Here is a 22,313-nt window from a genome sequence, read left to right as displayed (position 1 = left end):
GAATCCGTGACGCGGATGAATGACTGTCCACGACGCTATACCCAAAAGAAAGCGGATTATCGGTGAGTTTCAACTATCTCTATAAAACCTCTCGACGAAGGTGTTTATTTTTAATTTCAGTCGGTTGTAAATCAGGTTTGCAGAATATCCACTTTTAAGCAGTTTTTTGGCTGCTTTAAACACCGGATTCGTTAATACTGTCACGCTACGATGTTTTATTGTCTATCCGTTAGTCTCCATTCCCTGATTTGCAGCGGTCATCATTCAGCTTAATGGATAGCAGGTTTATAGGTTATCCAGACAGGAGTGATAGACGTGAAAAATGTAGTATTATTCCCGCAGCTCAAATCGGCAATAGCCTGGCTTATCGGTCATGGTGAAACAATTATGCAGTTTGCCTGGAATATCGTGGCAGCGCTGATTATTCTTTTTGTCGGGCGAATGCTTGCAAAAGTCCTTGCTAAAGCCTTCGAGAAAATTCTCTTACGACGCAACGTCGATGCGACAATCGTTCATTTCTTTGCTGCGCTCGTTCGTTATATTACGATGGCTTTTGCGATAATCGCCGCATTAGGTCGGGTAGGGATTGAGACGTCTTCCATCATCGCGGTTATTGGCGCGGCAGGGCTGGCAATTGGTCTGGCGCTGCAAGGTTCGCTTTCTAACTTTGCCGCTGGTGTTCTGTTAGTCACTTTACGTCCTTTTCGGGCCGGCAATTTTGTACAGGTCGGCGCGATTTCTGGTATGGTGCAGTCCGTACATGTTTTTTCAACAACGCTACTAACCGTTGATAATAAAGAAGTTATTATTCCAAATGGTAAAGTCATCGCCGACAGTATTGTGAATTATTCCTGCCATCCTTTTCGGCGAATCGATCTGACCCTCGGCGTGGCCAGCGAGACTAAAATTGTGCAGGTTAAGCAGGTCATTCAGGCTATCATTGATAGTGAAAAGCGAATCGATCAATCTCGTGGTACTACGGTTCGTCTGCTTGAAATGATGCCGGGCACACTTAACTTCACTGTTCGTGTCTGGGTGAAAAATAGCGAATATTGGGAGACTTATTTTGATTTTCTTGAAGCGATTAAAGAAGCGCTCGATGAACATCAGATCACCCTCGCCGCGCAACGGATGGATATTAATTTAACCTCCTCGTCGTTATCGGACCTAAAAAAATAAACAATGTGGATGTTTAGCTTATAGATCATTTGATCTATGAATGTATTCAACCCCTTTTACAATTATGTTCATGCTTTTTTACACATCGCCATTATTGTTCAGGGAATAATAGTGCGTCTTATCATGACGCACTTATACAGGATAATAAAATGACAAAAGTATCACGAGCTATATTATTGACCGCCGCCGTTGCAGGTTTTTCGCTGGCGGCGCAGGCCGCGGAAGTGACTGCGCCAGCACCCGCTAAGGACCCTATCGTCCAGCACTTAAAACTGACTCCCGATCAGGTGAGCATAATTAACAGCCTGCATCAGCAAATGGAAAAAAACGTTGAGCAGATTTCACAGCAAGACATTAAAGATGGCGCGCTGATTAACGTGATTGATTCCGGTAAATGGAATGAGAAAGCGGTGAAGGATCAGCTGGCGGCATTCAGTAAAATTGATCAACAGGTACGTTATTATCGCGTGAAGTACTATTTTGATGTGAATCAGGTACTGACGCCGGAGCAGCGCACCCAGGTGAAAAAAGATCTTGCCGACGCGCTGAGTGAATAATGCCATCAGCCCCTTTCGGGGCCGGTATTAGCGGCAGGCCATCAACGATAGCCGAATAATCCATGCTGCAGCTTCAGGCGAGACTTTCTTCATCCCGCAGGCGAATCTCCGCCTCGGCGACGATGGCTTCCAGTTCGCTAAGCATCTCATCATAACCAAAGCTGACGACGCCGACGGTTTCCGGCGGCGTCGGGGCTAGCGGCGTCGGAGACGCCTTTTTTCTGTTTTTTTTCTTACTCACTGACAGACTCCATCCCTTCCGTTGTTACACCGGTAAATCTATCAGCAAAGCGCGCAGCGGCGTATCGGCGACGAGGGTAATGTTAGCTTCGTCACGAATAAATGCCCCATCACCACAGGTGAGAGCCTGTTTGGGTTGTTCCTGCGCGACGGCATGGACGGTGCCGTGGATCGACTGCAGGTAGGCGCGCGGGCCATGCAATTGCACGTTGATCTGCTCCCCTTTTTCCAGCGCGATGTGATAGACCCAGGCCTGCTGGCGAAGCTGGAGGCTATTATTCCCCCCATCCGGTGAGGCCAGCAGCTGTAGCGGCGCGTTGGCGACCTCGATTTTCTGCTGCAGCGGGTTTTCCCGCTGCGGGCAGGCATCGAGCCATAGCTGCATTCGCGTTAACGACTGCTCTTTGCTCAGATTGTGCTCGCTATAGCTCACGCCAGGCTGAGTGGCGATAATCAACGCGTCGCCGGCCCTGGCCTGCAGGTGATTGCCGTCGCTGTCGCGATACTCCGCTTCGCCTTCCAGAATCAGGTTCAGGATATCGACCTTGGGATACGTTCTGGCCTGGAACGAGGCCCCGGGGGCCAGCACTTCCTGATTGAGAACGCGTAAGGACGCGAAGCCCAGTAATTTTGGGTCGAAGTAGTGGCCAAAGGAGAAGGTGTAGCGGGCCTGCAGCCAGCCGAAGTCTGCTTGTCCGCATTGTTTGGCTGTTCGGGTAGTAATCATGTTCTTGACCTCTCTTTACACTAAATCAATGGTAAAGGTATGGACGCTGTATTGTTAGCCAGATATTCTGCCCGGTATGTTCAAATTTCCTGAATGAGAAAGCGATGGCTAAAGAGAGAGCATTAACGCTGGAAGCGTTACGCGTGATGGATGCGATCGATCGTCGCGGGAGCTTCGCTGCCGCGGCTGATGAGCTGGGACGCGTGCCTTCCGCCCTGAGCTACACCATGCAAAAACTGGAGGAAGAGCTGGACGTGGTGCTGTTTGACCGCTCAGGTCATCGCACAAAGTTCACCAACGTCGGGCGTATGCTGCTGGAGCGCGGTCGCGTGCTGCTCGAGGCGGCGGACAAGCTCACCACCGATGCCGAAGCCCTGTCTCGCGGTTGGGAAACTCACCTGACGATCGTCACCGAAGCGCTGGTGCCCACGCCGGATCTGTTTCCGCTGATTGAGAAACTGGCGACCAAGTCCAACACCCAGCTGTCGATTATCACCGAGGTGCTGGCCGGCGCCTGGGAGCGGCTGGAGCAGGGGCGGGCGGATATCGTTGTCGCGCCGGATATGCATTTTCGTTCTTCCTCGGAGATTAACTCGCGCAAACTCTATTCGGTGCTCAGCGTGTACGTCGCGGCGCCGGACCACCCGATCCACCAGGAGCCTGAACCGCTCTCCGAGGTCACCCGCGTCAAATACCGTGGCGTCGCGGTGGCGGATACCGCGCGCGAGCGGCCCGTTCTCACCGTTCAGCTGCTGGATAAACAGCCGCGCTTAACGGTGAGCACCATTGAAGATAAGCGTCAGGCGCTGCTGGCCGGATTAGGCGTGGCGACCATGCCCTATCCGCTGGTGGAGAAGGATATTGCTGAAGGACGCTTGCGGGTGGTCAGTCCGGAATATACCAATGAAATTGACATTATCATGGCCTGGCGACGGGACAGCATGGGCGAAGCGAAGTCCTGGTGCCTGCGTGAGATCCCTAAGCTGTTTGCCGGCAGATAGTCGAGGACGCTCCTCCCGCTAGCGGGAGGAGCAGGAAGATCAGTAGGAAAAGGGTTTTGGATCGGGCCCGAATCGGTTGTTGCCTTCCGTTCCGCGCTGGCAGTTAAAGATCAGGATCACCAGCCAGCCGATGACCGGGATCAGCAGCAGCAGCAGCCACCATGCCGAACGGTCGGTGTCGTGCAGACGCCGAAACTGCACCGCCCACCACGGTAAAAAGACCAGTATGCCATAGATGGTCGTCAGAATGCCTTCGCCGCCCGCCCGCTGCCAGCCCAGCATTTTATCGATGATGCTCAATACGCCGGTCAGGATGAGGTTGACCAGAATAAACATCCAGTACTCTTTGCGCCGCGCACGGCCGCCAAATCCTATATAGTTTTTTAATACCTTGAGATACCAGTCCATTTCTACGCCTCAATTAACCGTCAATCACTTGTTTTTTAAGCGATCGCAATAAGAATAGACGTGAATGAATGGTGGGTAAATATCTGTTTTCTGAATTATTGGGCGCCATCACTGGCGCCCGACGGATCAACGGAAGCGCTGGTCGCGACCGTGTGGTTCGCTGAGATCCTGCTGCGGCCCAATGGAGATGATGCCGGTAGGGTTAATGGTTTTATGGCTGCGGTAATAGTGGTGACGAATATGCGGAAAGCTCACCGTCTCCGCGATACCCGGCATCTGGTAGATGTCGCGCAGGAAGCCGTAGAGATTGAGATAATCGCTGATGCGTCGTTTGTCGCATTTAAAATGGGTCACATACACCGGGTCGAAGCGTACCAGCGTCGTCCACAGGCGAATATCCGCTTCCGTCAGCTGATTGCCCGTCAGGTAACGATGCTGACCGAGGATCTGCTCCAGCCGCTCCAGCGAGGTAAACACCGCATCCACCGCTTCGTCGTAAGCCTGCTGACTGGTGGCAAAGCCAGCTTTATACACGCCGTTATTGACGTTGTCATAGATCCAGCCGTTCAGTTCATCGATTTTTTCCCGCAGCGCCGGCGGGTAGTAATCCCCGGCTCTGGCGCCCAGGCCATCGAAGGCGGTATTAAACATACGGATGATTTCTGCCGACTCATTGCTGACGATGGTCTGCTGTTTTTTATCCCATAGTACCGGGACGGTGACGCGACCGGTGTAGCGCGGGTCGGCGTGCAGATACAGCTGATAGAGAAAATCGTGCTGATAAAGGGTGTCACCGGTGGCTTCCGGGAAGCTGTCGTCAAAAGTCCAGCCGTTTTCCAGCATCAGCGGATTGACCACGGAGACAGGGAGAAAAGGCTCCAGTCCTTTCAGCTTACGCATAATTAACGTGCGATGCGCCCACGGGCAGGCGAGAGAAACGTACAGATGATAGCGATCTTTTTCCGCCGCAAATCCCCCTTCACCACTCGGTCCGGCCGCGCCATCGGCGGTGAGCCAGTTACGGAAGGCGGAAACGGAACGCTTAAAACGCCCACCGGTGGATTTTGTGTCATACCAGGTATCCTGCCAGACGCCGTCGACTAATTGGCCCATCTTTATTCCTCCTTCAGACTTCAGATAGCAAAAGCGAGGAGTGGCCTCCTCGCTTTTTCATTCATTCAGTATAGTGCGCTTACCATTTCTTATTCAGTACACGGTCGATACTGAAGGCGCCCGGTCCGGTAATGGCCAGCAGCAGGTAACCGCCAGCGATGGTCAGGTTTTTCATGAACATCAGGGAGTTCACGCCTTCCGCAAAGTTGCTGTGGAACAGGAACGCGGTCAACAGCGTAAAGCCTGCGGTGAACAGCGCGGTGGTCCGGGTCAGGAAACCGAACAGAATCGCCAGTCCGCCGCCGAATTCAAGGAGAATGGTCAGCGGCAGCAGCGCACCCGGTACGCCCATGGCTTCCATATACTGCTGGGTTCCCGCATAACCGGTGATTTTGCCCCATCCTGCAGTGATAAACAGAATCGGCATCAGAATGCGCGCTACCAGTACACCAACATCTTCTAATTTTTTCATTTCTTACTCCAGAAAACCCAAAGGGCGGCGGTTTTGTTTTTTAGCGCAATCCCGCGTAGTTACGCGGTGTTGCTGTCGATGGAGAGGATAGTAGCGAGGCGGAGAGGGAATTGTTAGCAAGGAAAACTGTAGATCTAGTTCAAAGTTTCTGAGTAATCGGTAAGAGGGGGCGAAAAATGCCACAACGCGATAGGTCACGACCGGCGCTGGTAAAGGCCTGGCCGGGCGGAATGGCATGGGATCAGAGGGCTGGCTGACCGCGGATGGCGGCCAGGGGGCAAGTTTTTACGCACGGCGTTGCGTATCGAGCGAGGAAGTGGCAGAGCGGGGCGCCGGGAAAAGCGCCCGCGCTCCGGGCGGCTAACGAACTGCCGACTGGCGCAGGATCCCGCGGACCAGCCGCCAGGTACTCCATAAACCCAGTCCGCGTTTGGTCCAGCGCATCAAAAAATGCGGGTGTCGGATGGACCACACGGCCATCAGACCGCTGCCCACCATCAGCCACGAACGTAAACTAAGCAGCGTATGCCAGCCGCGGTCTAAGGGCGCAGTCGCTTCCAGCCAGTGGCGGCGACAGGCGCTCAGCTCCAGCCGTTGCTGCTGGATCTGGCGCAGCAGCTGCGCCTTTTGCCGTTCACGCTCCTGTCGGCCATTCATGGTTTATCTTCCTCCAGAAGGGCACGGTCGTTCTCCAGCTCTCTTCGCGTCAGGCGCAGCAGCGTGGAGCGTCGCGCCTTACGTAAGGTAAGGACACCGACAATCGCGGCGGCGAGAAGCAGCACGACGGTGGTGGCGATCATGACGTGCAGGCGGTACTGAGCGTCAACGGCCCAGATAACCAGCACCAGCAGACTCATTAGGCCAAACGCGGCAAACAGCAGCGTCAGTCCGGTCATGATCAGCAGCTGGAAGAGGTTGGCTTTCTCCTCCTCCAGCTCCACGACGACCAGGCGCAGCCGTGTTTCCACCATTTCGACCAGCAGCGTAACGATACGCTGGCCAATGGAGAAGACGCGCTGACCCGGCCCCTGCGTGTGTTGAGTATTCGCCATAATCAGCGACGCGACAGCAGGACACCCAGCACCAGCCCGACGGCGGCGCCAATCCCGACCCCTGTCCACGGATTTTCGCGAACATAATCATCCGCTCGCGCGGCGGTCTCACGAGTTTGACGCAGAATCGCTTCGCTGGTCTCACCCAGACGGGCGCGGCTCTCTTTCAGCGCGCTCTCGGCTTTACTGCGCAGTTTACCCATCTCTTCTTTCGACTTGTCCGCCGAGGAATTCAGTACTTCCTCCAGGGTGTCCGCCAGCGTTTTCAGTTCTGCACGAAGGTCGTCAGTCACATTCTCTTTAGCCATGTCGTTCTCCTGTAGCGTGGTCCGTATTGCGAAAGTTAATAGTGATTAGTAATCCCGAGACTCCAGCGTTTTCAACTCCTGTTGCGCTTCATTGAGTTTATGCTGGCGTTTGTTGATTTTGTCCGCATCGCCTTTCTTCCGGGCTTCCTGCAGATCGCGCTGACGTTCAGCGATCTCTTCCCGCTGTTTGGCAATTTTTTGCTGATGATCGGCTTTGAGTTTACTGTCGCTGCAGTTCTCCCGTACCTGGCGTAGCGCGGTATTTAGCCCATCAATGCGACTTTGATTGTGATGCTTTTCGGCATAGCTGATCTCTCGTTGAATATCCTGCTCTTTTTCCTGGCAGGGAGAGGCGGCTATGGCGCTGGCGCTAAGTGAAGACAGGGCCAGAAGCAGAGCGATGCGGTGTTTCATGGATAGTACCTTCCATTGTCTTAGGGGATACCCGGAGGATAAACCCGTTCCCGTTGGTAAACGTGAATGCGTTGATTCACGCAGGTTTAAGCATAGTAACAAATGCGGGAAACCACCAGACTGCGTTGAAAACGCAGTCTGACGGCCGTTTACCCGAGCCGATGCGGCGCGTCGCGCAGGCGGGATAACCAGGCGGTAGGCGAGTTATCGTCTTCCAGCAAGGCGATAATATAACCATGAGGCAGAGCGCGGCCGAGAACCTCTTTCGCCGCCGCGCCCTGGGCGGTGGAATCAAACTTAATCAGCAGGCCATCCTTTTGCGGCGTAATGCTCTTGAAGCGGATACCGTTGGCGTCGAGGTGATGCCAGACGGAGAAACCATCCGGCATACTGACGCCCTGGCCAACCGGACGGATCGCCAGCGTGGCCTCTTGCTGCTGCACCGCCAGCCATAGCCAGAACAGCGCGCAGAGCAGAAGAGAGCCACCCAGCAGCCAGCTGAGCTGGCGCAGGGAAGGGCGTTTTATGACCATCATTAGCCCCGGCTTCTGTATTTTTTCTTCCACAGCACCACCAGCGAGCCGACCAGTCCGAAGACCAACAGCGCAACCGGCAGGAGCATCAGGCAGGACATCAGCTGATCTTCATACTTAAGGAATACCGGGGTTTTGCCGAGCAGATAGCCCAGCGAGGTCAGGATTAGCACCCACAGCAGGCCGCTCATCCAGTTAAAGAACTGAAAGCGGGCGTTATTGAGGCCGGAAAGCCCGGCGATGGTCGGCAGCAGCGTGCGCACGAAGGCGATGAAGCGGCCGATCAGCAGCGCGGAGAGCCCATGTTTATGAAACAGGTGATGCGCGCGCTGATGATAGTGAGAGGGCAGATGCGACAGCCAGTTTTGCACGATCCGCGTATTGCCCAGCCAACGCCCCTGGATGTAGCTCAGCCAGCAGCCGAGGCTGGCGGCGGCGGTGAGCAGCAGCAATGTTTCCGGAAAGCCCATCGCCCCTTTGGCGATCAGCACGCCCACGAGCACAAGCAGGCTGTCCCCCGGCAAAAACGCGGCAGGCAGTAACCCGTTCTCAAGGAACAAAATCATAAACAAGACAAAATACAGCATGCCAATCATGGAGGGATTCGCGAGCGTTTCGTAATCCTGAGCCCACAAGGCATTCAATAACTGGGTTAATAGTTCCATTCACGATTCCTGGTACATCGGTTAACGGCACGTCTGAGCGCGCGGCATGTAGGGCGACAAGATTTTTATGAGATTATGGTCGCTGCTTCGGCGCTCTGAACGCTTCCCTGTATAAAATTGAAGTAAGTCGATACCTACTCCCAGAACGGCAAAATGCATCTAATTGTAACAAATCACCTGACTTTCCGTCAGAGAAATTGCAAGGTGTTGCTCGTTGATTTTGCTGATTGCGGCGATGGGAGGCGAGAGGATTTACACAGGCTGACACTATATATGTTTTGCTTACCCCAGCCTGTCTGGGGAACAGGCGCGCAGGGGCCGCGCGCCGGGGAGATAAAGGCTTATTTCGCGCCGTTGGCCGCGGTATCGAGATGAACCACCGGGTTTTCGGCAAATAAGTAGCGATCGGCATTAAATTCAAAGTCGTCGCTGGTTTCGTTAAACAGCATTTGCTTGGTATTTTCCAGATGCTGCCACATCGCCAGTTTGGCGGCGTTCGGATCTTTACGCAGCAGAGCCTTCAGGATCTGATCGTGGTCGTCGCACCAGTTATCGACGGTGCGCAGGTCGATATGCTCATGCAGCTTTTTCCAGTACGGGTTATGCACGCGCTGGGTCCACATTTTTTCCACGATCGCCGCCAGGGCGCTATTCTGCGTGGCCAGCGCCACCTGGACGTGAAACTGCAGATCCCATTCGGAGTCGCGGAAACACTTCTCGTTGCGCGCTTTCTCCTGAATCTCCATCAGCTTCATGATGTCCTGCTTGGTCACCTGAGTGGCCGCGAATTCGGCGATATTGCTTTCAATAAGCTGCCGCGCCTGCAGCAGCTCAAAGGGGCCATAGTTGGCGAACTCCAGGCTTTCATCGGCCACCTGCTGGTATTTCGGATGGTTGGAGATGACGTGAATGCCCGACCCTTTGCGGACTTCGACATAGCCTTCCACTTCCAGCATGATAATGGCTTCACGAACCACGGTGCGGCTAACGTTTTTTTCATCGGCGATAAAGCGCTCGGCGGGCAGCTTATCCCCTACAAGGTAGACACCTTGTTCGATGCGCGTCTTCAGCTCAGCGGCAAGTTGCTGATAAAGACGGCGTGGTTCAATGATTTCCATATTCGCTCCCGCAAGATGGCGACAATATTCGATTTGTTATACCACTTTTACGCGATTTCCACCACTGGCAGGGATGAAAAAGCCGCCTGAGAAGGCGGCTTGGCAGGCGATCACCTCAGCATAAGCGTCTCTAACTCTGGGTGGCCGGTTTGCGGCTGCTAAGCGGCGTCGTGTCATCGTCAGCCGGTTTGTTTTTCAGCACCGTCCAGATGACCAGCGCGCCCAGCAGGTCAAAGACCGCCAGTACCGCAAACAGCGGGCTGAAGCCGATGGTGTCTGCCAGCGCGCCGACGACCAGGGCGAACATGGTGCTCGCCAGCCAGGCGGCCATCCCGGTCAGACCGTTGGCGGTAGCGACTTCGTTACGGCCAAAGACGTCGGAAGAGAGGGTAATCAGCGCCCCGGACAGCGCCTGGTGAGCAAACCCGCCGATGCACAGCAGGGCAATCGCCACGTACGGGCTGGTGAACAGGCCGATCATCCCCGGGCCAATCATCAGCAGGGCGCCCATGGTGACCACCATTTTTCGCGACACGATCAGGTTGACGCCGAACCAGCGCTGGAACAGCGGCGGCAGGTATCCACCGACGATGCAGCCGAGGTCGGCGAACAGCATCGGCATCCAGGCGAACATCGCGATCTCTTTCAGGTTAAAGCCGTAAACCTTAAACATGAACAGCGGGATCCAGGCGTTAAAGGTCCCCCAGGCCGGCTCGGCGAGGAAGCGCGGCAGGGCGATACCCCAGAACTGACGGTTGCGCAGGATCTCCCACGGCGACATTTTCTTCGCATTATTGGTCTGGTGTTGAGACTCCTGGCCGCCAATGATGTAGTCGCGTTCTTCGTCAGATAATTTCTTCTGGTCGCGCGGGTGTTTGTAGAAGATCAGCCAGGCGATGGCCCAGGCGAAGCTCAGAACCCCGGAGATAATGAACGCCATCTGCCAGCTGTGCATGACGATCGCCCACACCACCAGCGGCGGCGCGATCATGGCGCCGATAGAGGAACCTACGTTGAAGTAGCCCACCGCGATAGAGCGCTCTTTTGCCGGGAACCATTCGGAGCTGGCTTTCAGCCCGGCGGGGATCATCGCCGCTTCCGCCGCGCCCACCGCGCCGCGGGCCAGCGCCAGGCCGCCCCAGCTGCCGGCGAGGGCGGTCGAGCCGCAGAATATCGCCCAGGCGATAGCGAAGAAGGCATAGCCGACTTTAGTCCCCAGAATATCAAGAACATAACCTGCGACAGGCTGCATGACGGTATAGGCAGCGGAATAGGCTGCAATGATATAGGAGTACTGTTGGGTCGAGATGTGTAACTCTTCCATCAGCGTCGGCGCGGCCGCCGCCACGGTGTTACGGGTCAGGTAGCCCAGCACGGTGCCCAGCGTCACCAGTGCGATCATGTACCAACGTAACCCTTTAATTTTACGCATGTAAACCTCATCGTCTGTAATTTCTCCGCACCAGGTGCGGCCTCTCCTGACGGCGATACGCGGTCGGGAAAGCGAAACGGAGGGTTCAGGAGGGCGGTCCCCTCTGGCCCGAACCTTACCATCAGTTGTTATGTAAAAAGTCGGTATCCATTCCGTATAAGCCGATGCCATAAACACCGGTAAAGCATTCCGTCGGTTTATATGTTGCGACGGCAGAAAGATAACTTGTCATACAACTTTAAAAGTTGAGTGCTGTCACAAAAGCGGGAAAGTTAGTGTGGTCTTTATGATTGGCGAAGAAAGCCAGATACGGCGCGCTCTGGCGAGATGTTTGCCGCGCGCAGGCGGTTTTTTTTATCAGCGTTTATTGATCTAACTCACGAAAAACAGTTCGGTCTGTAGAAATTGGTGTGATAACTTTGTCAGCATTGTAGTCAATCATCTGAAAGGCTCCCGCTCCGGAGCGAAGAGGACACACGAATGACACCGTTTATGACCGAAGATTTTTTACTCGATAGCGAATTTGCCCGCCGCCTGTACCACGATTACGCCAAAGATCAGCCTATTTTCGACTACCATTGCCACCTTCCGCCGCAGCAGGTTGCCGAAAATTACCGTTTCAAGAATCTGTATGACATCTGGCTGAAAGGCGATCACTATAAATGGCGCGCGATGCGTACCAACGGCGTGCCGGAGCGTCTGTGTACCGGTGATGCCTCCGATCGCGAGAAATTTGACGCCTGGGCAGCCACCGTGCCTCACACGATTGGCAACCCGTTATACCACTGGACCCATTTAGAGCTGCGTCGCCCATTTGGTATTACAGGTAAGCTGCTGTCGCCTTCCACCGCCGATGAGATCTGGGACCAGTGCAATGCGTTACTGGCGCAGGACGCCTTCTCCGCCCGCGGGATCATGAAGCAGATGAATGTGAAGATGGTTGGCACCACCGACGATCCGATTGATTCCCTGGAACACCATGCGGTTGTCGCTAAAGACACTTCATTTGATATCAAGGTGTTGCCGAGCTGGCGTCCGGATAAAGCGTTCAACATCGAGCAGGCGACCTTCAATGACTATATGGCTAAGCTGGGTGAAGTGTCGGACACTGATATTCGCCGTTTTGCGGACCTGCAAAGCGCGCTGACCAAACGTCTGGACCACTTTGCCGCTCACGGTTGCAAAGTCTCCGACCACGCCCTGGACGTGGTGCTGTTTGCGGAAGCGACTGACGCCGAGCTGGACGCCATTCTGGCGCGTCGCCTGGCTGGCGAAACCCTCAGCGAACGCGAAGTGGCGCAGTTCAAAACCGCGGTGCTGGTGTTCCTCGGCGCAGAGTATGCCCGTCGCGGCTGGGTGCAGCAGTACCACATCGGCGCGTTGCGCAATAACAACCTGCGTCAGTTCAAACTGTTAGGCCCGGACGTTGGCTTTGACTCGATCAACGATCGCCCGATGGCTGAAGAGCTGTCTAAGCTGCTGAGCAAGCAGAACGAAGAGAACCTGCTGCCGAAAACCATTCTCTACTGCCTGAACCCGCGCGATAACGAAGTGCTGGGCACCATGATCGGTAACTTCCAGGGCGAAGGGATGCCGGGCAAGATGCAGTTCGGCTCCGGCTGGTGGTTCAACGATCAGAAAGACGGCATGGAGCGGCAGATGACCCAGCTGGCGCAGCTCGGCCTGCTGAGCCGCTTTGTCGGGATGCTGACCGACAGCCGCAGCTTCCTCTCCTACACCCGCCACGAATACTTCCGTCGTATTCTGTGCCAGATGATCGGCCGTTGGGTGGCCGCCGGCGAAGCGCCTGCGGATATCGCGCTGCTGGGCGAGATGGTGAAAAACATTTGCTTTAACAATGCGCGTGACTATTTCGCCATTGAACTGAACTAAGACCAGAGGTCGGTTGATATGCAATACATCAAAATCCATTCGCAGGATAACGTCGCGGTCGCGCTGGCGGATATGACGGCCGGTAGCGTGGTGACGATCGACAATGACCCGGTCACCCTCGGTCAGGATATCGTTCGCGGACACAAGTTTGCACTGCGCGCTATCGCGAAAGGGGAAAACGTCGTTAAGTATGGGTTGCCGATTGGCCATGCGCTGGCGGATATCGCGCCGGGCGAGCATGTCCATGCGCACAATACGCGCACCAATCTCAGCGACCTTGACGCGTATCGCTATCAACCGGAGCAGGTTGCCCAACCGCCGCAGCCAGCGGATCGCGAAGTGCAGATTTATCGTCGCGCCAATGGCGACGTCGGGGTGCGCAATGAGCTATGGATCCTACCGACCGTCGGCTGCGTCAACGCCATGGCCCGCCAGATGCAGAACCGTTTTCTGAAAGAGGCGAACGGCGCCGAGGATATCGATGGGGTGCATCTCTTCAGCCATACCTACGGTTGCTCACAGCTCGGGGACGACCACATCAATACCCGCACCATGCTGCAGAATATGGTCCGCCATCCGAACGCCGGAGCGGTGCTGGTGGTGGGCCTTGGCTGTGAAAACAACCAGGTGGATGCTTTTCGCGAAACGCTGGGCGAGTATGATCCGCAGCGCGTGCACTTTATGGTTTGTCAGCATCAGGACGATGAAGTGGAGGCGGGTGTGGCGCATCTCCACCAGCTGTATGACGTGATGCGTCAGGATAAACGTCAGCCGGGCAAGCTGAGCGAGCTGAAGTTTGGCCTCGAGTGCGGTGGGTCGGACGGCCTGTCCGGCATCACCGCTAACCCGATGCTGGGGCGCTTCTCAGACTATGTGATCGCCAACGGCGGCACCACCGTGCTGACCGAAGTGCCGGAGATGTTCGGCGCCGAACAGCTGCTGATGAGCCACTGCCGCGACGAAGCGACCTTCGACAAGCTGGTGACCATGGTCAATGACTTTAAGCAGTACTTTATCGCTCACGACCAGCCTATTTACGAAAACCCTTCGCCGGGCAACAAGGCCGGGGGGATCACCACCCTCGAAGATAAGTCGCTGGGCTGTACCCAGAAAGCGGGCTCCAGCCAGGTAGTGGATGTCCTGCGCTACGGCGAGCGTCTGAAGGTACATGGTCTGAACTTGCTGAGCGCGCCGGGCAATGATGCCGTCGCCACCAGCGCGCTGGCCGGCGCCGGCTGCCATATGGTGCTGTTCAGCACCGGCCGCGGCACGCCGTACGGCGGCTTTGTGCCGACGGTGAAGATCGCCACCAACAGCGAGCTGGCGGCAAAGAAAAAGCACTGGATCGACTTCGATGCCGGACAGCTGATCCACGGCAAAGCGATGCCGCAGCTGCTGGAGGAGTTCGTGGACACCATTGTGGCTTTCGCCAACGGCAAACCGACCTGTAATGAGCAGAATGACTTCCGCGAGCTGGCCATCTTTAAAAGCGGTGTTACCCTGTAAAGGCGCATTCATATTAGCGCCCGGGCGGCGTTGATCGCGCATTGGCCTGATAGCGCAGCGTCATCGGGTAAGCAACAGCGGCGTTTCAGCCTGTGAAGCGCCGTTTGTTTTTTTCTCTCAGGGAGCTTTCATGACCGCATATTGGCTGGCCCAGGGGGTCGGCGTCATCGCCTTTCTTATCGGCATTACCACCTTTATCAACCGCGACGAACGTCGCTTCAGGCTTCAGCTGGCGGTCTATAGCGGCGTTATCGGCGTCCATTTCTTCCTGATGGGCGCCGCGCCTGCCGGGATGAGCGCCGGGCTTAATGCGCTCCGCACGGTCATTTCCCTGCGCACCCGCAGCCTGTGGGTGATGACGATCTTTATCCTTCTGACGCTGATCCTCGGCCTTGGCAAGCTGCAGCATGCTATGGAGCTGCTGCCGATTATTGGCACTGTCGCCAGCACCTGGGCGCTGTTTCGCTGTAAAGGGCTGACCGTCCGCTGCGTGATGTGGTGCTCCACCGCCTGCTGGGTGACGCATAACCTGTGGCTGGGTTCCATCGGCGGGACGCTGATTGAAGGCAGCTTCCTGATCGTCAACGGCCTGAATATTATTCGCTTCCGCCGGATGCAAAAGCGGGGTATCGATCCGTTCAGGGTTGAAAACGCGGTGCAGGAAGAGAGCCCCTCCGCGCGGTAGCGGAGGGGAAAGGCATTAGCTACGCAGGGCGTTTTTCGCCAGCTGGTCGTCTTCCGCCATGCAGGCGGCGGCGGTAAACAGGGCGTCGGTTGAGGAGTTCAGCGCGGTTTCGCAAGAATCCTGCAGCACCCCGATAATAAAGCCGACGGCAACCACCTGCATCGCCACATCGTTCGGAATACCAAACATATTACAGGCCAGCGGGATCAGCAGCAGCGAACCGCCCGCCACGCCGGAGGCGCCGCAGGCGCACAGCGAAGCGACCACGCTCAGCAACAGCGCCGTAGGCAGATCTACTGGAATATTCAGCGTATGGACCGCCGCCAGCGTCAGCACGGTGATCGTGATTGCCGCGCCCGCCATATTGATGGTTGCCCCCAGCGGAATGGAGACCGAATAGGTATCGCGATCCAGGTTCAGTTTCTCACACAGCGCCATATTCACCGGAATATTAGCGGCGGAGCTGCGGGTGAAAAACGCGTAGACGCCGCTTTCGCGCAGGCAGGTCAGCACCAGCGGATAGGGGTTGCGGCGGAGCTTCCAGAACACCAGCAGCGGATTAATCACCAGCGCCACCAGCAGCATACAGCCCACCAGCACCAGCAGCAGCTGGGCGTAACCCCACAGGGTTTCAAAACCGGTAGTCGCCAGGGTGGAAGAGACCAGACCGAAGATCCCCAGCGGCGCAAAGCGGATCACCACTTTAACGATAAAGGTCACCGCGTGGGAGACATCGTTGATCAGGTTTTTAGTGCTGTCGTTACCGTGACGCAGGGCGAAGCCAAGGCCCACCGCCCAAACCAGAATACCGATATAGTTGGCGTTCAGCAGGGCGTCGATCGGGTTGGACACCATGCTCATTAGCAGGCCGCGCAGCACCTCAACAATCCCCGACGGCGGCGTGATGCTGTCGGCGGCGGTGGTTAAGTGCAGGGTCGAGGGAAAGACAAAACTGAACAACACCGCGGTCAGCGCCGCGCTGAAGGTGCCCAGCAGATAGAGAAACAGAATGGGGCGGATACTGGTTTTTTGTCCATGCTGATGGTTGGCGATCGAGGCCATGACGAGCATCAATACCAGCACCGGCGCTACCGCCTTCAACGCGCCGACGAACAGGGTCCCCAGCAGGCCGACGGCGATAGCCGCAGGCTTAGAGACCAGCGCCAGCAGCACGCCAAGTACCAGGCCGACTAAAATTTGTTTCACCAGGCTGCCTTGTGCCAGGCGGGAAAGCCACCCTGATGAGGGAGTGCGTGTGGTCATAATTCATTCCTTCCAGTGATGTAGCAAGCCATCCCAGCCACGTATTATTTGTTACGTTTATGTCAGGATGTAAGTATATGTTTGCATAGTCGAGTATACGGAAAGAATGACGGGCGGAAAGCGCAAAATACTGTGATTTTAATCTGGATCTTATTTTTTAACTATGTAGCAACATAATTGTGACATGAGCAGGCATTATCGTTACGAGAAGATCTGCTATAGCCGATTACCGCGCCGCCAGCGGGGGCCGACGGCGCGCCAGGCAGGTTACTCAGGCAGTTTGCGCTGCTTGTCGTGCTGCTTGTTGACCCAGGCGTTAATCAACAGCGTGACGGTCAGGATACCACCCACGACCCCCAGCGAGATGGCGACCGGGATATGGTAGAAATCGACAATCAGCATCTTCACGCCAATAAACACCAGGATCACCGACAGGCCATATTTGAGCATCGAGAAGCGCTCAGCGACCCCCGCCAGCAGGAAGTACATGGCGCGCAGGCCGAGAATGGCAAACAGGTTCGAGGTCAGCACGATAAACGGGTCGGTTGTGACCGCGAAGATCGCCGGGATACTGTCGACGGCGAATATCACATCGCTCAGCTCGACCAGAATCAACACCAGCAGCAGCGGCGTGGCGAACAGCACCCCGTTTTTACGGGTGAAGAAGCGCTCGCTCTCGATTTTATCGGTCATTCGCAGATGGCTGCGGATCCAGCGCACCAGCGGTTTGTCGCCGATGCCGGAATCGTCCTCTTTCGCCAGCGCCATCTTCACGCCGGTAAACAGCAGGAAGGCGCCGAAGACGTACAGCAGCCAGTCGAACTGGGAGATAAGCCAGCTGCCGGCGAAGATCATAATGGTGCGCAGAACAATCGCCCCGAGGACGCCATACACCAGCACCCGGCGCTGCAGAGCAGGCGGCACGGCGAAGTAGCTGAACAGCATCAGCCAGACGAAGACGTTATCGACCGCCAGCGCTTTTTCAATCAGATAGCCGGTGAGGAAGGCCAGGGCCTGCGGATCGGCGACGGCGCGGCCCTGGGTTTGCACCAGATACCACCAGAACGCGGCGTTGAACAACAGAGAAAGTGTGACCCAGAGGATAGACCAGCCAGCGGCCTGCTTCATGGTCATGCTATGCGAACCGCGTCGTCCCTGAAGCAGCAGGTCGATCGCCAACATGATCGCGACGACGACAGCGAATCCACCCCATAGCAACGGCGTGCCGACAGTATTCATTTGATATTCCTTACATAAAAACAAAAACGGCTGACGTCGGAAGACGGCAGCCGCTGCGCTTTTATGCATAGACCTCGCCTTCCGGCAAGGTCTCACTTACAACAACCAAAGTTCATCGCGATGGGCTTTGGTAATTGCCCGGCGACCGGATGCGGTGTTACACGCATCGTAATGACGATCGGCCGGCAAGGAAGTTACTCCCCTTTGCTCGTAACAAAATATGTCACGGGGCGGTTTTCGTCAATGGCGGCCAGACGGGCCTTTACACTCTTTTACGCCAGCGGCTGCGTATCGGCCGGGAAGATCACCCCGGTCTGGCGACGAATTTCGCTCGACAGTTTCGCCGTGATACGGCTCACTGCCAGGCCCGGATGGTCGACATCCTCTGTTTCCACCAGCCGCGCGAAGGTCTCCGCCTCGTACAGCATAGTATTGATATGCTGCGGCTGCGTCAGGTCCTGGGCTTTGCCGCCGCGCGGCACAAACGCCAGCTTCTGGCACTCGGAGATTTTTTCGATCACTAACACCCCGTCTTCGCCCTGAATTTCACTGGGGATCGCCGAGTCGCTCACCTTGGAATGATGCAGCGTCACGTCGAAGTCGCCGTAGCTCAGCACCACGGTGCCCTGGGCGTCCACGCCGCTGTCCAGCAGGCTGGCGGTGGCATGAACGGCCCGCGGTTCGCCCCACAGCGCCACAGCGGACGCCAGGCAATAGAAGCCGATATCCATAATCGAACCGTTGGAGAACGCCGGATTAAAGGTGTTGGGGTTTTCGCCGTCGAGGTAGCGCTGGTAGCGCGAAGAGTACTGGCAGTAGTTAATGAAGGCTTTACGCAGTTTACCCACTTTGCCGAGGGTTTCCTTCAGCAGCAGAAAGTTGGGCAGGCTGGCGGTTTTGAAGGCTTCAAACAGCACCACGTTGTTGGCTTTCGCCACTGCGATGGCCGCCTCGACCTCCTGCAGATTCGACGCCAGCGGTTTTTCGCAAATGACGTGCTTTTTGTGGCTCAGGAACAGCCGCGTCTGCGGGAAGTGCAGGGAGTTCGGGCTGGCGATATATACCGCGTCAATGGCGTCGCTTTGCGCCAGCGACTCCAGCGAGGTAAACAGATGCTCGACCGGATAGTCATTGGCGAAGGCTTGTGCCTGTTCGAGGCTGCGGGAGTAGATGGCGGTAAGTTTATATTTGCCGGTTTCATGGGCGGCATCGACAAACTGCTTAGTGATCCAGTTTGTGCCAACAACTGCGAAACGTATCATAAACGGTGACGAACTCCATTAAAGGGAACCTGTCGTCACTCTATCATGCCCCCATGACAAAACCAGTGCGTGACTACGCAGAACGATTTAACGAAAGGTGCGTCAGCCACAGGCGGGTGTCGAACTCCAGCTGATGGTACTGCGGCTCCATATGGCAGCACAGCTGGTAGAAGGCTTTGTTGTGCTCCTTCTCTTTCAGATGCGCCAGTTCATGGACCACGATCATCCGCAAAAAGTCCTCCGGCGCGTCGCGAAATACCGTCGCCACGCGGATCTCCGCTTTGGCTTTCAGCTTGCCGCCCTGAACGCGGGAAATGGCGGTATGCAGGCCGAGCGCATTGTTCAGCACGTGGATCTTACTGTCATACATCACTTTGTTGATCGGCGCCGCGCCGCGCAGAAAGCGGTTTTTCAAATCCTGGGTGTACTGATATAGCGCTTTATCGCTGTTAACGTCGTGCCCATGCGGATAGCGCTTTTGCAGCACCTCTCCAAGGCGGTTTTGCTCGATTAACGTGGTCACCTGCGCCAGCAGCGATTCAGGATAGCCCTGTAAATAAATGAGTTTTGTCATCGTCTTATCATTATGTCTGTCAGGAGGGCAGTTCAGCCACGGTCATGGTAAAGACCAGCGGCGCGGGCCCCGCATTCCGGTACCCATGCTCTGTTTCGGTACGGGCCACCGCGGATTCCCCGGCCGCCACCGTGCGGCAGGTCTCGCCAAGCGTCAGCGTCAGCGCGCCGGCTTCCACGTGCAGCAGCTCGAAGGTCGTCGCCGGATGGCCGGGCGAGGTAAAGGCTTCGCCGGGCTGCATCTCCCAGCGCCACAGCTCTATCATATTCGGCCCGGCGGTGCCGGCGAGGAGCCTGGCGCTGCCCCCCAGCGGGCCTTGCCAGAGGGTGGGGATCTGCTCGGCGGGAATAATATGCAACGCGGGTTCGCTAGCCACATTGACAATATCCGCCACCGAGACGCCCAGCGCGGCGGCGAGTTTGCAGAGGATCGCAATGCTGGGGTTGGCGGCCTCTTTTTCCATCTCGACCAGCATACCCTTGCTGATGCTGGCCCGGCGCGACAGCTCGTCCAGCGACATTTTTTTCGCTTTACGGTAGGTCTTCAGTCGCGTGGCGACGGCGCGACTTACCTGGTCGACATCAGATCCTGAATCGGTCGTTATATTGACTTTTACGTTCATTGGTCACTATGATGAAACAAATTGGTCATTACAGGATTATCGAATGCGTAGCGTAACGCCGTCAATCGAATCTGCGGTCAGCCGCCTGGCGCCGGGCTTTCGGGCATTAAGTATTGTGGTGGAGAGCGCGCCGGTGGCCAATCCCGCCGTCGCGGAACAGGCGCTGGCCGAGGCCTGCCTGGCGGTGCAGCAGGATGATGTGCCCTGGGCGCAAGCGCACCTGGCGGCATGGGATGAAGCGTTCAGCGCCTTCGGCACGAAGGCGAAACGTACCCCCTGTTCGGCGCAGGCGCTGCGCAAGCGGGTGCTGAAAGAGGGGAGCCTGCCGGCCATCGATCCGGTGGTGGATATCTACAACGCGATCAGCATTCGCTATGCCATCCCGGTCGGTGGGGAAAATCTGGCCGCCTACCGTGGCGAACCGCGGCTGGCCATTGCCCGCGGCGATGAGCCATTCGATACGCTAAAATCGGCAGAGCCGGTGGTGGAATATCCGGAGCCGGGCGAAGTCATCTGGCGGGATGATATAGGCGTAACCTGCCGACGCTGGAACTGGCGGCAGGGCGTACGCACCCGGCTGGACAGCGGCGCGCAGACGATGTGGTTTATTCTCGAAAGCCTGCCGGCGATGCCGTTGTCGGCCCTGCATGAGGCGGGAGAGCGGCTGGTAGGCTATCTGCAGCAGCTGATGCCCGGCGCCCGCGCCTCGATAACGCTGCTGCGAGCCGATGACGAGAGCGATCTACGCTGAGCGGCGATGATCAGCGATCTCTCTTCAACTGGACAGGATTTGCGTATAAACTCGCGGGTTTTACTATTCCGGAGGCGGAGAGGCGATGAGCCAGGCAGAGTTAAACGGTGAGTTATTCACATTAGAGCGGTTCCCACCTAACGCTGAAGAAGAAGCGCTTCAGGCGTGGGAAGCGGCGGATGAATATCTGCTGCAACAGGTGAATGACGTCGACGGCCTGACGCTCATCTTCAACGACGGCTTCGGCGCGCTCGCCTGCGCGCTGGCGGAACGCAACCCGGTGAGCATCAACGACTCCTTTATCTCCGAGCTGGCGACCCGCCACAACCTGCGGATGAACGGCATTGATGAAGAGAGTGTGCGTTTTCAGGATAGCCTGAGCCCGCTGCCGGCCGCGCCGGCGCTGGTGCTGATTAAGGTGCCAAAGCAGCTGGCGCTGCTGGAACAGCAGCTGCGCGCCCTGCGCGCAGTGGTGACGCCGGAAACCCGCATTATCGCCGCGGCGAAAGCGCGCGATGTGCATAACTCGACGCTGGCGCTGTTTGAAAAGATCCTCGGCACCACCACCACCTCGCTGGCGTGGAAAAAAGCGCGTCTGATCCACTGCGTTTTCACCGCCCCTGAGCTTGCCGATGCGCCGCAAACCTACAGCTGGAAGCTGGACGGCACGCCGTGGACCATCCACAACCATGCCAACGTCTTTGCCCGCAGCGGTCTGGATATCGGCGCGCGCTTCTTCCTGCAGCATTTACCGTCTGATTTAGAAGGCGAGATCGCCGATCTCGGCTGCGGCAACGGGGTGATAGGCCTGCAGGCGCTGGCGCAGAACCCCAATGCCCGCGTGATGTTCACCGATGAGTCGCACATGGCGGTGGCTTCCAGCCGGTTGAACGTTGAGCACAACCTGCCGGACGATATTGACCGTTGTGAATTTATGGTCAACAACTCGCTCTCCGGCATTGAGCCGGACCGCTTTACGGCGATCCTGTGCAATCCGCCGTTCCACCAGCAGCACGCCATTACCGACCATATCGCATGGCAGATGTTTAACGACGCCCGCCGCAGCCTGAAATACGGCGGCGAGCTGTACGTTGTCGGCAACCGTCATCTCGACTACTTCCGTAAGCTGAAGCGCGCTTTTGGTAACTGCACGACGATTGCGACGAACAATAAGTTTGTTATTTTGAAAGCAACGAAGGTGCGTAAACAGCGCTGATCCGTGTGGCTATTTCCCCGGCTTGCGGCTGTCGCCTTAGCCGGGCTACCGACTGTCGCCTTAGCCGGGCTACCGACTGTCGC

The 22,313-nt window shown here is 56.5% G+C and carries 26 protein-coding genes; 8 read left to right on the top strand and 18 right to left on the bottom strand.

All coding sequences use genetic code 11. The features are described 5' to 3' along the window. Nucleotides 1–315 precede the first annotated feature (315 nt). Both ABLU95_RS20995 and ABLU95_RS20990 read left to right on the top strand, forming a co-directional pair. Complete coding sequence (locus tag ABLU95_RS20995) at nucleotides 316–1,179, top strand: mechanosensitive ion channel domain-containing protein (protein WP_023291098.1); 864 nt, start codon at nucleotides 316–318, stop codon at nucleotides 1,177–1,179. Between the two features lie 149 nt (nucleotides 1,180–1,328). Next, nucleotides 1,329–1,736: a Spy/CpxP family protein refolding chaperone gene (locus ABLU95_RS20990; protein ID WP_348880368.1), complete on the top strand. Its 408-nt coding sequence runs from the start codon at nucleotides 1,329–1,331 to the stop codon at nucleotides 1,734–1,736. 73 nt (nucleotides 1,737–1,809) lie between these two features. On the opposite strand, the gene ABLU95_RS20985 is transcribed toward ABLU95_RS20990, so the two are convergent. Both ABLU95_RS20985 and ABLU95_RS20980 read right to left on the bottom strand, forming a co-directional pair. Next, complete coding sequence (locus tag ABLU95_RS20985) at nucleotides 1,810–1,977, bottom strand: hypothetical protein (RefSeq protein WP_004206134.1); 168 nt, start codon at nucleotides 1,975–1,977, stop codon at nucleotides 1,810–1,812. A 24-nt stretch (nucleotides 1,978–2,001) separates the two neighbouring features. Further along, on the bottom strand, nucleotides 2,002–2,703 hold the full coding sequence (locus ABLU95_RS20980; RefSeq protein ID WP_023291096.1) for a pirin family protein: 702 nt from the start codon (nucleotides 2,701–2,703) through the stop codon (nucleotides 2,002–2,004). 104 nt (nucleotides 2,704–2,807) lie between these two features. On the opposite strand from ABLU95_RS20980, the gene ABLU95_RS20975 reads away from it, so the two are divergent. Further along, on the top strand, nucleotides 2,808–3,704 hold the full coding sequence (locus tag ABLU95_RS20975) for a LysR family transcriptional regulator (protein ID WP_004144865.1): 897 nt from the start codon (nucleotides 2,808–2,810) through the stop codon (nucleotides 3,702–3,704). A gap of 39 nt (nucleotides 3,705–3,743) precedes the next feature. Here the strand turns inward: ABLU95_RS20975 and ABLU95_RS20970 are convergent, their stop codons facing one another. The 11 genes from ABLU95_RS20970 to ABLU95_RS20920 form a co-directional block, all read right to left on the bottom strand. Next, on the bottom strand, nucleotides 3,744–4,112 hold the full coding sequence (locus ABLU95_RS20970) for a DUF805 domain-containing protein (protein WP_017900662.1): 369 nt from the start codon (nucleotides 4,110–4,112) through the stop codon (nucleotides 3,744–3,746). Between the two features lie 126 nt (nucleotides 4,113–4,238). Next, on the bottom strand, nucleotides 4,239–5,225 hold the full coding sequence (locus ABLU95_RS20965) for a glutathione S-transferase family protein (protein ID WP_348880367.1): 987 nt from the start codon (nucleotides 5,223–5,225) through the stop codon (nucleotides 4,239–4,241). 79 nt (nucleotides 5,226–5,304) lie between these two features. Continuing rightward, nucleotides 5,305–5,697: a DoxX family protein gene (locus ABLU95_RS20960; protein WP_002917920.1), complete on the bottom strand. Its 393-nt coding sequence runs from the start codon at nucleotides 5,695–5,697 to the stop codon at nucleotides 5,305–5,307. Between the two features lie 360 nt (nucleotides 5,698–6,057). Continuing rightward, nucleotides 6,058–6,354: a YqjK-like family protein gene (locus tag ABLU95_RS20955; RefSeq protein WP_348880366.1), complete on the bottom strand. Its 297-nt coding sequence runs from the start codon at nucleotides 6,352–6,354 to the stop codon at nucleotides 6,058–6,060. Further along, entirely contained in the window at nucleotides 6,351–6,749 is a 399-nt protein-coding gene (locus ABLU95_RS20950) for a phage holin family protein (RefSeq protein WP_087848561.1), read from the bottom strand. Before ABLU95_RS20950 ends, ABLU95_RS20955 begins: the two co-directional genes overlap by 4 nt. 2 nt (nucleotides 6,750–6,751) lie before the next feature. Then, nucleotides 6,752–7,057: a YqjD family protein gene (locus ABLU95_RS20945; protein ID WP_002917916.1), complete on the bottom strand. Its 306-nt coding sequence runs from the start codon at nucleotides 7,055–7,057 to the stop codon at nucleotides 6,752–6,754. A 45-nt stretch (nucleotides 7,058–7,102) separates the two neighbouring features. Beyond that, nucleotides 7,103–7,471 carry a DUF1090 domain-containing protein gene (locus ABLU95_RS20940; protein ID WP_004206124.1) on the bottom strand — a complete coding sequence of 123 codons (369 nt, stop codon included), beginning with the start codon at nucleotides 7,469–7,471 and terminating at the stop codon, nucleotides 7,103–7,105. A 149-nt stretch (nucleotides 7,472–7,620) separates the two neighbouring features. After that, nucleotides 7,621–7,998 carry an EnvZ/OmpR regulon moderator MzrA gene (mzrA, locus tag ABLU95_RS20935; RefSeq protein WP_072096611.1) on the bottom strand — a complete coding sequence of 126 codons (378 nt, stop codon included), beginning with the start codon at nucleotides 7,996–7,998 and terminating at the stop codon, nucleotides 7,621–7,623. Nucleotides 7,999–8,006: 8 nt separating this feature from the next. Next, nucleotides 8,007–8,669 (bottom strand): DedA family general envelope maintenance protein YqjA, encoded by a 663-nt coding sequence (yqjA, locus tag ABLU95_RS20930; protein ID WP_023291090.1) that lies wholly within the window; start codon nucleotides 8,667–8,669, stop codon nucleotides 8,007–8,009. Between the two features lie 341 nt (nucleotides 8,670–9,010). After that, nucleotides 9,011–9,787: a transcriptional regulator ExuR gene (gene exuR, locus ABLU95_RS20925; protein ID WP_004206120.1), complete on the bottom strand. Its 777-nt coding sequence runs from the start codon at nucleotides 9,785–9,787 to the stop codon at nucleotides 9,011–9,013. Nucleotides 9,788–9,917: 130 nt separating this feature from the next. Further along, nucleotides 9,918–11,219 carry an MFS transporter gene (locus ABLU95_RS20920; protein WP_023291089.1) on the bottom strand — a complete coding sequence of 434 codons (1,302 nt, stop codon included), beginning with the start codon at nucleotides 11,217–11,219 and terminating at the stop codon, nucleotides 9,918–9,920. Nucleotides 11,220–11,699: 480 nt separating this feature from the next. On the opposite strand from ABLU95_RS20920, the gene uxaC reads away from it, so the two are divergent. From uxaC to ABLU95_RS20905, 3 genes are all read left to right on the top strand, one after another. Beyond that, nucleotides 11,700–13,112 (top strand): glucuronate isomerase, encoded by a 1,413-nt coding sequence (gene uxaC, locus ABLU95_RS20915; RefSeq protein WP_023291088.1) that lies wholly within the window; start codon nucleotides 11,700–11,702, stop codon nucleotides 13,110–13,112. 18 nt (nucleotides 13,113–13,130) lie between these two features. Next, the gene (locus ABLU95_RS20910) at nucleotides 13,131–14,618 is read left to right on the top strand and encodes an altronate dehydratase family protein (RefSeq protein WP_044524824.1); all 1,488 of its coding nucleotides are present in this window, start codon (nucleotides 13,131–13,133) and stop codon (nucleotides 14,616–14,618) included. A gap of 130 nt (nucleotides 14,619–14,748) precedes the next feature. Further along, a complete protein-coding gene (locus ABLU95_RS20905; protein WP_065882620.1) occupies nucleotides 14,749–15,303 on the top strand; it encodes a YgjV family protein in 555 nt (184 codons plus the stop codon). Between the two features lie 15 nt (nucleotides 15,304–15,318). Here the strand turns inward: ABLU95_RS20905 and sstT are convergent, their stop codons facing one another. The 5 genes from sstT to ABLU95_RS20880 form a co-directional block, all read right to left on the bottom strand. Then, nucleotides 15,319–16,566, bottom strand: a complete 1,248-nt coding sequence (gene sstT, locus ABLU95_RS20900) for a serine/threonine transporter SstT (protein ID WP_049115679.1) — start codon at nucleotides 16,564–16,566, stop codon at nucleotides 15,319–15,321. A gap of 267 nt (nucleotides 16,567–16,833) precedes the next feature. Then, complete coding sequence (locus tag ABLU95_RS20895) at nucleotides 16,834–17,805, bottom strand: TerC family protein (RefSeq protein WP_004188496.1); 972 nt, start codon at nucleotides 17,803–17,805, stop codon at nucleotides 16,834–16,836. A 272-nt stretch (nucleotides 17,806–18,077) separates the two neighbouring features. Continuing rightward, entirely contained in the window at nucleotides 18,078–19,067 is a 990-nt protein-coding gene (locus ABLU95_RS20890; protein WP_023291084.1) for a Gfo/Idh/MocA family oxidoreductase, read from the bottom strand. Between the two features lie 73 nt (nucleotides 19,068–19,140). Next, on the bottom strand, nucleotides 19,141–19,641 hold the full coding sequence (locus ABLU95_RS20885; RefSeq protein ID WP_032454156.1) for a M48 family metallopeptidase: 501 nt from the start codon (nucleotides 19,639–19,641) through the stop codon (nucleotides 19,141–19,143). A gap of 19 nt (nucleotides 19,642–19,660) precedes the next feature. Next, complete coding sequence (locus ABLU95_RS20880) at nucleotides 19,661–20,263, bottom strand: XRE family transcriptional regulator (protein WP_086074925.1); 603 nt, start codon at nucleotides 20,261–20,263, stop codon at nucleotides 19,661–19,663. A gap of 43 nt (nucleotides 20,264–20,306) precedes the next feature. On the opposite strand from ABLU95_RS20880, the gene ABLU95_RS20875 reads away from it, so the two are divergent. Then, on the top strand, nucleotides 20,307–21,014 hold the full coding sequence (locus ABLU95_RS20875; RefSeq protein ID WP_348880365.1) for a B3/4 domain-containing protein: 708 nt from the start codon (nucleotides 20,307–20,309) through the stop codon (nucleotides 21,012–21,014). 85 nt (nucleotides 21,015–21,099) lie between these two features. Continuing rightward, complete coding sequence (gene rlmG / locus ABLU95_RS20870; protein ID WP_261902006.1) at nucleotides 21,100–22,230, top strand: 23S rRNA (guanine(1835)-N(2))-methyltransferase RlmG; 1,131 nt, start codon at nucleotides 21,100–21,102, stop codon at nucleotides 22,228–22,230. Nucleotides 22,231–22,313 lie beyond the last annotated feature (83 nt).

The sequence above is a fragment of the Klebsiella sp. GG_Kp146 genome (genome assembly GCF_040061975.1).
GTDB classification, from domain to species: Bacteria; Pseudomonadota; Gammaproteobacteria; order Enterobacterales; family Enterobacteriaceae; genus Klebsiella; species Klebsiella quasipneumoniae.
This window is presented reverse-complemented; position numbering and strand designations above follow the sequence as displayed.